This window comes from Marinobacter psychrophilus, from assembly GCF_001043175.1.
Lineage (GTDB): Bacteria > Pseudomonadota > Gammaproteobacteria > Pseudomonadales > Oleiphilaceae > Marinobacter > Marinobacter psychrophilus.
Map to the genome: position 1 here is coordinate 2,017,035 of NZ_CP011494.1, position 14,515 is coordinate 2,031,549.

Annotated in this window: 8 protein-coding genes; 3 read left to right on the forward strand and 5 right to left on the reverse strand. The window is 54.5% G+C overall.

Going from position 1 to position 14,515, the window contains the following annotated elements; all coding sequences use genetic code 11:
• Window positions 1–66 precede the first annotated feature (66 nt).
• On the forward strand, window positions 67–222 hold the full coding sequence (locus tag ABA45_RS18895) for a hypothetical protein (protein ID WP_157035537.1): 156 nt from the start codon (window positions 67–69) through the stop codon (window positions 220–222).
• 898 nt (window positions 223–1,120) lie between these two features.
• Here the strand turns inward: ABA45_RS18895 and ABA45_RS18535 are convergent.
• The 5 genes from ABA45_RS18535 to ABA45_RS09055 all read right to left on the reverse strand — a co-directional run bounded on the left by ABA45_RS18535 (window position 1,121) and on the right by ABA45_RS09055 (window position 11,129).
• Entirely contained in the window at window positions 1,121–1,570 is a 450-nt protein-coding gene (locus ABA45_RS18535) for a DUF1499 domain-containing protein (protein ID WP_084708310.1), read from the reverse strand.
• 373 nt (window positions 1,571–1,943) lie between these two features.
• A complete protein-coding gene (locus ABA45_RS09040; RefSeq protein WP_048385493.1) occupies window positions 1,944–3,905 on the reverse strand; it encodes an aconitate hydratase in 1,962 nt (653 codons plus the stop codon).
• A gap of 63 nt (window positions 3,906–3,968) precedes the next feature.
• On the reverse strand, window positions 3,969–5,432 hold the full coding sequence (locus ABA45_RS09045; protein WP_048385495.1) for a glutamate synthase subunit beta: 1,464 nt from the start codon (window positions 5,430–5,432) through the stop codon (window positions 3,969–3,971).
• Between the two features lie 104 nt (window positions 5,433–5,536).
• A complete protein-coding gene (locus tag ABA45_RS09050) occupies window positions 5,537–10,393 on the reverse strand; it encodes a glutamate synthase-related protein (protein WP_198146949.1) in 4,857 nt (1,618 codons plus the stop codon).
• Window positions 10,394–10,475: 82 nt separating this feature from the next.
• Window positions 10,476–11,129: a MarR family winged helix-turn-helix transcriptional regulator gene (locus tag ABA45_RS09055; protein ID WP_227505986.1), complete on the reverse strand. Its 654-nt coding sequence runs from the start codon at window positions 11,127–11,129 to the stop codon at window positions 10,476–10,478.
• A 248-nt stretch (window positions 11,130–11,377) separates the two neighbouring features.
• Between ABA45_RS09055 and ABA45_RS09060 the strand changes: the two genes are divergently transcribed.
• Together ABA45_RS09060 and sufB are read left to right on the forward strand one after the other, a co-directional pair.
• Window positions 11,378–12,898 carry a protein adenylyltransferase SelO gene (locus ABA45_RS09060; RefSeq protein ID WP_048385499.1) on the forward strand — a complete coding sequence of 507 codons (1,521 nt, stop codon included), beginning with the start codon at window positions 11,378–11,380 and terminating at the stop codon, window positions 12,896–12,898.
• 138 nt (window positions 12,899–13,036) lie between these two features.
• Window positions 13,037–14,485 carry a Fe-S cluster assembly protein SufB gene (gene sufB / locus ABA45_RS09065; protein WP_014871221.1) on the forward strand — a complete coding sequence of 483 codons (1,449 nt, stop codon included), beginning with the start codon at window positions 13,037–13,039 and terminating at the stop codon, window positions 14,483–14,485.
• Window positions 14,486–14,515 lie beyond the last annotated feature (30 nt).

The window sequence follows — 14,515 nt, forward strand, 5'->3', positions numbered from 1 at the left end:
CTACTAGCAGAGGATCACACTGTTCGAGCTCGCATTTGCTGTGCCCGACAGGAGGGTTTTGAATTCATGGCAGAGCTCTTGTCCATTGAAGAAACTGGACAGAAAATTCAATGTCAGATGGTGCCTCAGAAAAGCAAAGACCTTGTTCTCAGCGACGGAATCATTGGATATTTGAAGCAAGCTCGCTTACCAAAAGCCCAAAATATCAACGTGGATAACTGAGAATTACCAGTGCTGGACAGTTTAAAGGAGCGATCATAGACGGTAGGTCTCTTCGATAGGTTGACTTGGATCGCTTCAACGCATCAGCACCCTTAGTGTAGGCCGCAGGCAACGCTAGAATCTCTTTGAGCTTGAACGATCGCTGAGCAGAAGTTTCGGGGCTAAGCTCGTGGACTCGAAGCCCGAGCTTAAAGCTAATTTCAACCAGCGCTGTGTTCTTTTTCTGGTATCGGTGTTTGGATGACGCACAGGAGGTGAGAGAACTGATCGGGCGTAAGTACGCGAGCCTGGACGGTTTTGCTCATCGGAAAGGCTCCTGGTAAAGGATTAGATGAAAGGTCAGGGCGAAAACAGAATCCGTAATAATGTTCTTTTAACGGATTTTTGGTCAAAGAGTGGTAATAACGTAGACCACGGTTGGGGTTTTATCTTGCAGAGTCACAAACAAAGCTTATTAACCAATGTATTTCGGATATTCAAACTCGGTAACGTCTCCAATATTGGCTCGATTTGCCTTTAGGTTATGATGCCGTGTTCCAAGAGTGCAACCAGCGTCCTAAGCCAATCAATCCCATCGCGAGTTTTTAAACACTCCGCAGGAGTTTGTGACCGGGCCTAGAAAAGGGCTACGCAACCAACCAACTCAGATAGCTTTCGGTTGTGAGACGGTAGTACGCCAGATTAAGTACTTTGCGTGGAAATTAAGTACTTTGTGTTGAAAAATTAAGTACTTTGTGTGGTCGTCCATCCAGCAAGTGGGCGAGCAGAGTGTACAGGTACGCCCATTTTGTCCAATACTCCTAAATATTGGACATTTCATAGTGAGTGCTAAAGAGGGGTTTGGTTCGCAACCTTTGACGCCTTTCCTCAAATCTGGCTGGGCTTGACGTTGCCGACATCAGTTAATGGCAATGCCACGTTCTATAAGACGGCTCCTCAGCAACTCGACCCTGCGTCGATTCACTCCCAGATCGTAGAATCCGATAAGCGATTGCGACCTCACGTCCAGATGTTGTTTGTCGGAATCAACCAGCAGTTCGAGATAATCCGGGTAGCCAAGCAAGTCGCTGCGACAAGTGATATCCGCATACCCAAATCGAGCACTGTTGAGCGAAGCGCCAGGCAGTTCGATCGCCACGGCTCTGATCAGCGCCCAGGACGACTGACTCAGTGGTTCAGCCAAACGGATAGGCTCCACAAAATAAAGACCATTAGTGGACGTGCTCGATACGCAGTTTAAAAATGGCGCACAGCCATCAAGGCTGAACTGGACGCCTGCAGGAGGCACTTTACCCGTAGAGGCGCATCCTGCAAGCAGGAGTATTGAGATGGCCAAGAAATGACGCATAGCGATGAGGTGCCCCTGACAAGTGTCCCGATGGGAACAAGAGAAGTTAATTCAGTGCATCTTGCACTGCTGACCCATGAATAAACAAATCCTTACTCCGAGCCTGTACTGCGCATAATGTATATTATGTTAAATTAACTATAGTGACGGGATGTTTAGGCAAGTTAAAACGATCAGAAAATAGCTGGCCGCCGGCCTGCATAACCTTGCGAGAGTTGAAATGGCTGAGAGGCCGTTTGGCCGCTGCCCTGCCCGGCCTTCGTCAATCCGAGGCGCACCCATACGTGCCCCCGGTGATCTACGAAAGACCAAAAATTAAATTTGGTGCTCGATGTCGGCAATACCAAACGTGTGCCTTACGCTCTATACCCCATCACGTGTCGCTAGACTCGGGTAATGCGGAGAGGCGCTCTTTCATCCAGCTGATCAACCCCCCGCGAAGCAAGAACCGTACTTGTCGCGGCGACATGGCGTGACGCATCTCGAATTTGTACTGGCGCGTAACGTTTTCGACCACCAGCTCGCCGCCCTCTGTCAGCACTTGACGCAGATTGCTCAGGCGCAACACGTCTTCGGTTTGAATGCCGTCGTAGTCCTCAGGATCAACGAAGGTCAGCGGTAGCACGCCAAAATTGATCAGATTCTGCGCGTGGATCCGCGCAAAACCCTTGGCTAGAACCGCGCGCAGCCCAAGATACTGAGGGCCTAATGCCGCGTGCTCTCGACTTGACCCTTGCCCATAATTGCTGCCGCCCACCACCACGTGGCCGGGCAACTGCTTGGCTCGCGTGGCGTAGGTGGGATCGAGTCGGTCGAAGGAAAACTCGGCGATCTTGGGGATGTTGCTGCGAAACGGCAGCACCCGCAAGCCCGGTGGCATGATCTCATCGGTGGAAACATCATCCGCCACTTTGAGCAAAACCCGCACTTCGATCTCATCAGGCAGCGGCTCGAAGTTCGGCAGCGAAGCAATGTTCGGGCCCTTCACAAGGTCCACGTGCAGCGCCTCCTCAAGCGGTAACGGCGGCATGAACATCGCGCGGTTGATAATTGGGTGGTCTGGGTCCGCGATGCGTGGATAGGAGATGCCAAGCGTGCGCGGGTCGGTAATCACGCCGGTGAGTGCGGACGCCGTGGCTGTCTCCGGACTGACCAGGCACACCTTGTCTTCACGGGTGCCTGAACGGCCAGGAAAGTTGCGCGGCACCGTGCGCAGAGAAATCTCGTTTGTGGCTGGCGCTTGACCCATGCCGATGCAGCCGTTGCAGCCAGCCTGGTGCAAGCGCGCGCCAGCGTGCAACAAGTGGGCTACGTGGCCGTCGCGTACCAAGGTTTCGAGCTGAGCTCGGGAAGTGGGGTTAATGTCGAACGACACGCGGTCGTTGACTTTGCGATCCTGAACCATCAGCGCCGAAACGGCGAAATCACGGTAGCCCGGATTGGCCGACGATCCAATGTAGGTCTGGTAGATCCGCTCGCCGGCAACCTCGCTGACCGGGCGCACGTTCCCGGGGCTGGACGGCATGGCGATCAGCGGCACCAGGCTGGACAAATCAATCTCTTCGTTCACATCGTAGGTTGCGTCTGCATCCGCGGCCAGCTCGACCCAATCCTCTTCCCGCTGCCAGGCGCGCAGAAAGCGGCGCACCTCCAGATCGGAAGGGAAAACGGTGCTGGTCGCGCCAAGCTCGGCGCCCATGTTGGCGATCACGTGTCGATCCATCGCACTCAGTGTGGCCAGCCCCGGCCCGTAGTACTCGACGATCCGGCCCACACCGCCGTCGACGCCATGACGGCGCAACATCTCCAGGATCACGTCCTTGGCGCTCACCCAGTCCGGCAAACTGCCGGTGAGCTTCACGCCCCAGATCAGCGGCATACGGGTGAAGAACGGTTCGCCCGCCATTGCCAGCGCCACTTCCAACCCACCAGCACCGATGGCCAGCATGCCAATTGCGCCGGCGGCCGGCGTGTGGCTGTCAGAGCCAAGCAACGTCTTACCCGGTTTACCGAAATTTTCCTGGTGGCAAGGATGACTCACCCCGTTACCAGGTCGCGAATACCACACGCCGAAGCGCTGACAGGCGCTGCGCAGAAAAAGATGATCGTCGGGGTTTTTGAAGTCTTCCTGAATGATGTTGTGGTCAACGTACTGGACGCTCACTTCAGTCTTCACCCGGTCCAGGCCCATCGCCTCCAGCTCCAGCATCACCAGCGTACCGGTGGCGTCTTGAGTGAGCGTCTGGTCAATGCGGATCCCGATCTCCTCGCCGGGTTTCATGTCGCCATGCAACAGATGCGACTGAATCAACTTCTGCGTAACGTTCATGCTCATGATCTTTCTCCCAACTTTGATAAGATTACGGAATCACACAAAGTTAATGTAGCAATCCTATTTTCATCGCGGCAAATTAGAGGCACCCATCAAAAACTCATCCGCCGCACGCGCGGCCTGACGACCCTCACGGATTGCCCACACCACCAGCGATTGGCCGCGCCGCATGTCCCCCGCGGCAAATACTTTGTCGATCGAGGTCTGGTAGCAACCGTCGCCATCGGTGGTTGCTTTAACATTGCCGCGCCCATCTTTGTCGACAGCGAATGCTTCCAGCACTTGGGTCACTGGCGACACAAAACCCATCGCAAGTAAAACCAAATCCGCTTTCATTTCGAATTCAGAATTTGGCACCTCCTGCATCTTGCCGTCTATCCATTCAACGCGGGCTGCAATCAGCTTCTCGACCTTGCCGCCCTTCCCTTCGAAACGCTTGGTTGCAACCGCCCAATCCCGGTCGCAACCTTCTTCTTGTGACGAGGAGGTACGCAACTTGATCGGCCAGTACGGCCATACCAACGGCTTATCCTCTTGTTCCGGCGGTTGCGGCATCAGCTCAAATTGCGCCAGGCTGGCTGCGCTATGACGGTTGCATGTGCCTACGCAGTCTGAACCGGTATCGCCACCACCGATAACAACGACGTGCTTACCGCTAGCCATGATCTGTTTGTTGAGTTTGTCACCTGCATCCACCTGATTTTGCTGTGGCAGGAATTCCATCGCAAAATGGACGCCTTCCAGCTCACGACCAGGCACTGGCAGATCGCGCGGCAATTCGGCACCGCCCGCAAGGATGATGGCATCGAAATTTTGATCGAGTTGCTTTGGCGAGATGGCTTCTTTGGTCCAGTTGATGATGTTTGACGGAAAATCTTCGCCGATCAACACACTGGTGCGGAACTGCACGCCTTCGGCTTGCATCTGCTCAATGCGGCGGTCGATATGCGACTTTTCCATCTTGAAGCCCGGAATGCCGTAACGCAGCAAACCACCAATTCGATCGTTTTTTTCGAACACAGTCACATCGTGACCAACACGCGCGAGTTGCTGGGCTGCAGCCAGACCAGCAGGGCCGGATCCAACCACGGCAATTTTTTTACCTGTTTTGAAGGCTGCTGGTTGCGGCATAACCCAACCGTTTTTCCAGCCCTTGTCGATGATGAAATGCTCGATTGATTTGATGCCAACCGCATCGTTGTTGATGGCAAGCACACAGGCAGATTCGCACGGTGCGGGGCAGATGCGGCCGGTGAATTCGGGGAAGTTGTTAGTTGAATGAAGTGTCTCTAACGCTTCGCGATAATTGCCGCTATAAACCAGCTGATTCCAGTCGGGGATGATGTTGTTAACCGGGCAACCGGTCATGCAAAACGGGGTACCGCAGTCCATACAGCGCGCACCCTCCGTTTTCGCTTGTACATCTTTCAACGGCAGGATGAACTCTTTATAGTTCTTGACGCGTGAATCGGCTGGTAAATACGATTCTTTCTGACGCTGAAATTCCATAAAGCCGGTTATTTTACCCATTGCCTACCTCTGTCTTATCTAACTCTCCTTGCCAGGGAGAGGGTTCGGGGTCGAATCCCCATCCTGACCTTCCCCCGCAGGAGGAAGGTACTGGCGTAGCAAACTTACACTGCGTTTTTTTCTTTCTGCCGAATAGGCACTCGCGCCACATTCATCTCACTCAGTGCGCGTTTGTACTCGTTCGGGAACACTTTGATAAATTTGTTGCGGCCATTGGACCAGTCATCCAGCAAATTGCGTGCATGCGTGCTGCCGGTGTACTTGAAATGGCGCTCAATCAGGCACTTTAGAATCGCCTCGTCAGTCTCACTTTGATCGCCACGCAGCAGGCTATGCCATATCGAGCGATCGACTTTCGCTTCTTGCTCGGCGTGGGCGAGGACAGGTTCCAGCGTGACCATCGCCATATTGCATTTTTTGGCAAAATCACCGTCAGGGTCCCACACGTAAGCAATACCGCCAGACATACCGGCGGCAAAGTTGCGGCCGGTATGTCCGAAAACCACCACTGTGCCGCCCGTCATATATTCGCATCCATGATCGCCGACACCTTCAACCACTGTAATGGCGCCGGAATTACGCACTGCGAAACGCTCGCCGGAGACGCCGTTGAAAAATGCCTCGCCGGCGATCGCGCCGTATAAAACGGTGTTACCGATGATAATATTGTCGTCTGCCAAACCGGGAAACTCTGTATTCGGACGGACAATAATGCGTCCGCCCGATAAACCTTTGCCGACGTAATCATTACCTTCGCCGACTAGATCTAGCGTAATGCCGTGCGCCAGAAACGCGCCGGCCGATTGACCTGCAGTCCCTAGTAACTGGATGTGAATGGTATCGTCGGGCAAGCCTTCGTGACCGTATTTTTTGGCAACGACGCCAGACAGCATGGTGCCAACCGTGCGGTTAACGTTCCTGACCGGCAAAGTGAACGAGACTTTTTCACCTTTTTCGAGCGCTGCTTTCGCTTGCGCGATCAGCTGATGGTCAAGCGCTTTTTCCAAGCCGTGGTCCTGCTCCTCCGTGTGATAGCGAGGTACCGAAGCAGGTACTTCCGGCTGATAGAAAATCTTGCTGAAATCAAGCCCCTTGGCCTTCCAATGCGTAATCGCTTTTGACTTGTCGAGCAAGTCGACGCGACCGATCAATTCATCAAATGTGCGTATACCGAGTTGCGCCATCAACTGCCGCGCTTCCTCGGCTACAAAGAAGAAATAGTTGACTACATGTTCTGGCTTGCCGGAGAACTTGGCGCGTAGCAGCGGGTCTTGTGTCGCGATGCCGACCGAGCAGGTATTGAGGTGGCATTTACGCAACATAATGCAGCCCTCAACCACTAGCGGGGCGGTTGCAAAACCGATTTCGTCCGCGCCCAGCATGGCCGCAATGACGATATCTCGGCCGGTTTTCATTTGGCCATCGGCTTGTACCCGAATGCGGCTGCGCAATCCGTTCAGCACCAGCGTTTGCTGGGTTTCCGCCAAGCCCAGTTCCCAAGGTGTTCCCGCATGTTTGAGTGAAGACAACGGCGTGGCGCCGGTGCCGCCATCATGACCGGCAATCACCACGTGATCGGCCTTGGCCTTGGTGACGCCGACCGCGACCGTGCCAACCCCGACTTCGGACACCAACTTAATGGAGATCGACGCGCTAGGGTTTACATTTTTCAAATCGTGAATCAGCTGCGCCAAGTCTTCGATCGAATAAATATCATGATGCGGCGGCGGCGAAATCAAGCCCACGCCCGGCACCGAGAAACGCAATTTTGCGATATATTCAGACACTTTGTAGCCCGGCAACTGCCCACCTTCTCCCGGCTTGGCGCCTTGTGCCATCTTGACCTGGATTTGATCAGCGGAATCCAAATACGCGGCTGTCACGCCAAAGCGACCCGCCGCGACCTGCTTGATCCTGGAGCGCACCGAATCGCCATCTTGCAAGACAATATCGGCTTCAATCTGGTCATGGCCGATAACAGATGCCATGGTCTCGCCCTGCTTGACCGGGATGCCTTTCATCTCTTGGCGATAACGGCTCGGATCTTCACCGCCTTCGCCGGTGTTGGACTTGCCGCCGATACGGTTCATTGCGACCGCCAACGTGGCGTGCGCTTCGGTGCTGATCGAGCCAAGCGACATTGCGCCAGTGGCGAAGCGCTTGACGATTTCTTTCGCCGGCTCGACGTCATCCAGCGCAATCGCCTTAGACGGGTCCAGCTTGAATTCAAACAAACCGCGCAGGGTCATATGCCGCTTGCTTTGGTCATTGATGATCTGTGCATATTCTTGGTAAGTGCTAAAACTGTTGGATCGGGTCGAATGCTGCAGCTTGGCAATCGCATCCGGCGTCCACATGTGCTCTTCGCCGCGCACGCGAAACGCGTATTCACCGCCGGCATCGAGCGCATGCGCCAAAACCGGATCGCTGCCGTAAGCTTGCTGATGCAGACGTAACGCCTCTTCTGCTACTTCGACGACGCCGATACCTTCAATATTGGATGCAGTGCCTTTGAAATATTTGTCGATAAGCGACTTATTCAAGCCGATCGCTTCGAAAACTTGCGCGCCGCAGTACGACATATAAGTCGATATGCCCATTTTCGACATCACCTTCAACAAACCCTTGGCGAGCGCTTTCTGGAAATTCTGGATGGCTTTTTCCGGCGATAAGTCACCGGACAATCTGTTGGCCATTTCCGCTAGCGTATCCATTGCCAGATACGGGTGGATGGCTTCTGCGCCAAAACCGGCCAGCAGCGCGAAATGATGCGTTTCGCGGGCAGAACCGGTTTCCACCACCAGGCCGGTTGACGTGCGAAAACCCGTGCTAACCAGGTGCAAATGGATTGCCGACGTCGCGAGCAAGGCCGGGATCGCTACTTGCTCGGCGTTCACCTTGCGGTCGGACACGATCAGGACATTATGGCCCGATTTGATTGCATCCACCGCTTGCGCGCACACCGATGCCAGGCGCACTTCCATGCCGTCTTTACCCGAGGCCACCGGATAGCAAATGTTCAGTTCGTAGGATTTGAAATTACCGCTGGTGTGGGCGCTGATGTTGCGCAGCTTGGCGATGTCTGAATAGTCCAGAATCGGTTTCGATACTTCCAAGCGCATCGGCGGATTGTTGTTATTGACGTCGAGCAGGTTTGGCCTGGGGCCTATAAAGGATACCAGTGACATTACCATCGCCTCGCGGATCGGATCGATCGGCGGATTCGTCACTTGCGCAAACATCTGCTTGAAGTAGTGATACAGCGGTTTGAGCTTGTCAGACATCACAGCCGGCGGCGAGTCGTTGCCCATTGAGCCCGTCGCTTCTTCGGCATTCAGCGCCATCGGCGACATCAATACCCTGACGTCTTCCTGGGTGTAGCCAAATGCCTGCTGACGGTCAAGCAAGGATGCGCGGGTATTTTCTGCCGATGTTTGCGTCTTGATGTCGTTGAGCGTGGTTTCGTGAAGCTTAATGTCGTCCAGATTGATACGCACCGAATTGATCCACGACTCGTAAGGCTTGGCGTTGGCGTAGGTATCTTTAATTTCCTGGTCATCGATGATGCGCCCAGCTTCGAGGTCGATCAGGAACATCTTGCCAGGCTGCAGGCGCCATTTCTTGATAATTCTGGATTCGGGAATCGGCAGCACGCCGGATTCGGATGCCATCACCACCAGGTCGTCGTCCGTTACGATATAGCGCGCGGGACGCAAACCGTTGCGATCCAGCGTGCCACCGATGTAACGACCATCGGTGAACGCTATCGCGGCAGGGCCATCCCACGGTTCCATCATCGCGGCGTGGTATTCGTAAAAGGCGCGGCGGTTGTCGTCCATCAACGTGTGATTTTCCCAGGCTTCGGGGATCATCATCATCATCGCTTGCGCGATCGGATAGCCTGCCATCAGCAGCAGTTCAAGCGCGTCATCGAAGCACGCGGTGTCAGACTGCACGTCGTCAATCAGCGGGAACAATTTTTGCAAATCGTCGCCCAGCACGGTGGATTTCATCACGCCTTCACGCGCGCGCATCCAGTTGACATTGCCCTTGACGGTATTGATCTCGCCATTGTGGGCAATCAGACGAAAAGGGTGGGCCAGCGGCCATTCCGGAAAGGTATTGGTTGAAAAACGTTGATGCACCAGTGCCAGTGCGGAAACGCAGCGCTCATCCTGTAAGTCTTTGTAATAAAGACCGACTTGAGCTGCCAGCAGTAAACCCTTGTAAACAATGGTACGGGCCGACATCGAGGGTACGAAAAACTCTTTGCCGTGGGGCAAATCCAGCGCCTGGATCGCGTGACTGGAAGACTTACGAATCACGTACAGTTTACGTTCCAGCGCGTCGCTCACCGTGATGTCTGGCCCGCGACCTATGAAGATCTGGCGGATCACCGGCTCTTTTTCACGCACGGTAGGCGACATCGGCATCTCGGTGTCGACTGGCACGTTGCGCCAACCCAGCACGACCTGCCCTTCGGCGCGCACCACACTTTCTATCTCTTGCTCGCATGCGATACGGGATGTCGTTTCTTTCGGCAAGAAAATCATGCCTACGCCATATTCTTCGGGCGGCGGCAGTTCGACACCCTGCTTGGCCATCTCGTCGCGATAGTACTGATCCGGCAGTTGAATCAGAACGCCCGCGCCGTCGCCCATCAACTTGTCGGCACCGACCGCGCCGCGATGGGCGAGATTCTTCAGGATGAGCAAGCCTTGCTTAACGATGGAATGGCTTTTATGGCCTTTGATATGGGCGATAAAACCGATGCCGCAGGCATCATGCTCGTTGGCAGGGTTGTAAAGGCCGTATTGCTGGGCGTGTTTGATTTTGGCTTCGATGTCGTGCTTGTGTTCCAAAGCGCACTCCTCATGGATGTTGCGGGAATCGGGCAGCGGCAAAATGGCGCGTTTATCCACCGTGGCGATGGCGGACAAGAATGACGATTTGGACTTCATTATATTCCTTAACGGGCTTCAGTGAAGCTATATCAGTCATGACACAGTCCTGAAGAGAGCAAACGCTGATGCCGAACAGGGCTCATCGCGGTTCAGCTCCGGTGACAGAGCCTTTCACCGTTACCGGTTTGCCCTGGATAAAGTTGATGCAGACTCCGTCGAGTTCTTCCAAAAACAGGGGCGCGCTCATGAAACCGCACGTATAGGGCGCCTGCCCGTCCCGACTGCAGCCGTCGCTTTCCAGATGTTGACACGACGTGCAGACGCCGAAGTGAGGCTTGCCTCTTTCTTGCGTCACCTGGCCGAGCAAGCGTTGCAAGGCACTGGCAAAATGACTTTGGACACTGGGAGGTAGTGATTCCGCAGCACGGACCAGAGATTCGAAGGGGTCGTTCGCAAGAATGCCCCGGGCTTTCTCGGTCAGAACGAGCCGGACACTGCGCCTGTCGTCCTCTGACCGCATGCGTGTCAGATAGCCTTGGGTTTCGAGGCTTTTGATTGTCTGTGACGCCGTACCCCGCGTTGTAGCATGAAATGCGGCGAAGGCGGACGGCGTTTGCGAGAAACGGTTGGCCTGTGCGAAGTATCTAAGCGCAGCCCATTGGGCTGCTGTCAGCCCCTCTGCGAGACCCTCGCCGGACGCTATGCGTCCCAAGTGAAAGACCAATTCCGCGTTAGCGCGACCGTTCATTTCCAGCTCCTTGATCATACTCAATTTGGTGACGTCTAATTTCAAGCCCCCTCGGTAATTTTTTTATAATAGCGATTAACAACTAATTTAACAAGATTGTAGTTTCGGAGCGATACCATAATATGGCCGTATTCGTGAAGGGTGTGAGGCCATAAAAATCGTTGATAGCTCACCTTTTCACTATTCAGACCATAACCAGATAATGTCCAATGCGATAGCGTTTCGATACTATATTGACAAGTTAGCCATGCTTACTTAGTATCGTTACGACACTAATTAAGGAAAAAAGCGATATGGGCGCGCTTACCAGCCATCAGCAAGAAAGCCGAGGCCCGTCACGAATGATGACGGGAATGTGCTTCGATAACAGCTATGCCCGCCTGCCCGCCACCTTTTATCAACACTGTGAGCCTCTCCCAGTAGCGGCACCAGAATTGCTCGTACTGAACAAACCTCTGGCCGGGGAACTGGGGATGGATGATTCAGACTTGATGGCAAATAGCGATCACTTAACGCAACTGTTTGCCGGTAACCGGTTGCCGATGAATGCACAGCCACTGGCCATGGCCTATGCCGGGCACCAGTTTGGCCAATTTATGCCGCAACTGGGAGACGACCGGGCGATTCTTCTGGGTGAGGTTATCGACGGCTGCCAACAGCGCCGTGACCTGCAACTGAATGGCGCAGGCCGGACACCGTTTGCAGGGAGTGGAGATGGCCGTTCGCCGCTCGGACCGGCAATACGTGAATATCTGGTGAGTGAGGCGATGCATGCGCTGGGTGTTCCCACTACCCGAGCACTGGCGTTGACGACAACCGGCGAAAAAATATACCGCCAGGGAGCGGAGGCGGCAGCTGTTCTGGCAAGAGTGGCCAGCTGCCATATTCGGGTAGGTACCTTTGAGTATTTCGCCCGGCGTCAACAGTGGCAGCCATTGCGGCAGCTGGCTGATTACAGCATTGCCCGCATAGCCCCTGAATTGATGATCGACCCCGATCCGTATCTCGCGCTGTTGCGCCTGATGGTAGCGCGGCAGGCAAAGCTGGTCGCACACTGGATGAGTTTGGGGTTTGTTCATGGGGTGATGAACACCGACAACATGTCTCTGGCCGGCGAAACCCTGGATTATAGCTCCTGCGCCTTCCTTGATCATTACGACCCCGATGCGGTGTTCAGTCCGATCGACATTACCGGCCGGTATGCATACAACAGCCAGGGTTTCGCGGCGCAATGGAACCTTGCTCGTCTGGCTGAGGCCCTGCTTGCACTTTTTGATGGGTCAGAATCCCAAGCCGTGGCCCAGACCTCGCGGGCGGTGCAGGAGTTCTGGCCAATGTACGAAGAACATCTGCTAGACCTGATGCGGGCCCGCCTTGGCCTGGAGGCTGTGATGCCGGAGGACCGCCAGTTGATTCAGGATCTGCGGCAGCTGTTGGCCCTGCAGAAAGTGGATTACCACACTTTTTTCCTGAGCCTGGCAGAGGATGTGGAGGGCGGCGGCATCACGGCAGGGCTTTTCGGTGCTGATGCCGGTGATTATCTGAACTGGTACCGACGTTGGCATCTCAGGCTGACACTGACCGGCCGCAGCCCTTGCCAGTGTGCGCATGCAATGGCTACGGCAAACCCTGTGGTTATACCGCGCAATCATCTGGTAGAACACGCCATTCGGCGGGCCCAAGAGGGAGATTTCAGTGAGTTTCACCAACTTCTGGAGGCTGTCACCCGGCCGTTCGAGAAGCCGGCAAACGCTCGATATCTGCAGCCACCGAAGCCGGAGGATGTCTTGCGCAGCACGCTTTATGGCACTTGAGACGGTTTGTTCGTGGGTCCGAGAGGGAGTGTAGTCTCCGGTTTATAGGGTTACAGCGATGGTGACCTTAGGTGTTGAATCAAAACCGCAAAAACCAAGGCTCTTGGAGCCTTCAATGAAAGATAAGGAGTGACGATCATGGCGACCACTGATAAAGAAGTGAACGAGCTGGTCAAGCGGGAATACGAACACGGTTTCGTGACTGAGATTGAATCCGACACTTTCGAACCTGGATTGAACGAGGACGTGATTGCCCGCCTTTCCGGCCTTAAGAAAGAGCCGGAATGGATGCTGGAGTGGCGGCTAAAGGCCTATCGTCGTTGGCTGGAAATGGATGAGCCGAACTGGGCGCACGTGGGTTACCCAAAAATTGACTACAACTCAATTTCCTATTATTCCGCGCCCAAGCGCAAAGAAGACATGCTCCAGAGCCTGGACGAAGTCGACCCGGAGCTACTCAGAACCTACGAAAAACTGGGCATCCCCCTGCACGAGCGTGAACAGCTGGCAGGCGTGGCGGTCGATGCCGTGTTTGACTCAGTTTCAGTAGCGACAACGTTCAAAGAACCACTCGCCAAAGCAGGCGTGATTTTCTGCTCCATGTCCGAAGCCATTCAGGAACACCCGGAGCTGGTCAAAAAATATCTGGGTTCTGTCGTTCCGGCGGGTGACAACTTCTTTGCTGGCCTGAACTCTGCGGTCTTCTCCGACGGCACCTTCGTGTACATACCGAAAGGCGTGCGTTGCCCCATGGAACTGTCTACCTATTTCCGCATTAACGCAGCCAACACTGGGCAGTTCGAACGCACCCTGATCATCGCCGAAGACAGCAGCTACGTCAGCTATTTGGAAGGCTGCACCGCGCCTATGCGGGATGAAAATCAGCTCCACGCAGCTGTGGTCGAACTGGTGGCCCTGGACGACGCCCAGATCAAGTACTCCACCGTTCAGAACTGGTATCCAGGCGATGAAAACGGCAAGGGCGGCATCTTCAACTTCGTTACCAAACGTGGCGCTGCCATCGGTAAAAACTCCAAGATTTCCTGGACTCAGGTAGAAACCGGCTCTGCCGTTACCTGGAAGTATCCGAGCTGCATCCTTCGGGGCGAAAACAGCGTTGGCGAATTCTACTCCGTGGCGCTGACCAACAATTACCAGCAGGCCGACACTGGCACCAAGATGATCCACCTCGGCAAGAATACGTCCAGCACTATCATCGCCAAAGGGATTTCTGCCAGTAACAGCTCGAACGCCTATCGTGGCCTGGTGAAGTTTGGCCCAGGCGCAGAGGGTGCGCGCAACTTTACCCAGTGCGATTCACTGCTGATTGGCGACCGCTGCGGTGCGCATACCTTTCCGTACATCGAGAGCAAAAATAAATCGGGCATTATCGAGCATGAAGCCACGACCTCCAAGGTCAGCGACGAACAAATGTTCCTTTGTCGTCAGCGCGGAATCAACCCTGAACAGGCCGTTTCGATGATTGTGAACGGCTTCTGTAAAGAGGTGTTCAAGGAACTGCCGATGGAGTTCGCCGTTGAAGCTGGCAAATTGCTTGAGGTGAGCCTTGAAGGCTCTGTCGGTTAAAAACAGAATTTGAGATTACAGAGAGAAGCC

Bases quoted from the DNA above. Each gene is read 5' to 3' on its own strand.
- ABA45_RS18895 (WP_157035537.1), top strand. From the start codon at position 67: ATGGCAGAGCTCTTGTCCATTGAAGAAACTGGACAGAAAATTCAATGT.
- ABA45_RS18535 (WP_084708310.1), bottom strand. From the start codon at position 1,570: ATGCGTCATTTCTTGGCCATCTCAATACTCCTGCTTGCAGGATGCGCC.
- ABA45_RS09040 (WP_048385493.1), bottom strand. From the start codon at position 3,905: ATGAGCATGAACGTTACGCAGAAGTTGATTCAGTCGCATCTGTTGCAT.
- ABA45_RS09045 (WP_048385495.1), bottom strand. From the start codon at position 5,432: ATGGGTAAAATAACCGGCTTTATGGAATTTCAGCGTCAGAAAGAATCG.
- ABA45_RS09050 (WP_198146949.1), bottom strand. From the start codon at position 10,393: ATGAAGTCCAAATCGTCATTCTTGTCCGCCATCGCCACGGTGGATAAA.
- ABA45_RS09060 (WP_048385499.1), top strand. From the start codon at position 11,378: ATGGGCGCGCTTACCAGCCATCAGCAAGAAAGCCGAGGCCCGTCACGA.
- sufB (WP_014871221.1), top strand. From the start codon at position 13,037: ATGGCGACCACTGATAAAGAAGTGAACGAGCTGGTCAAGCGGGAATAC.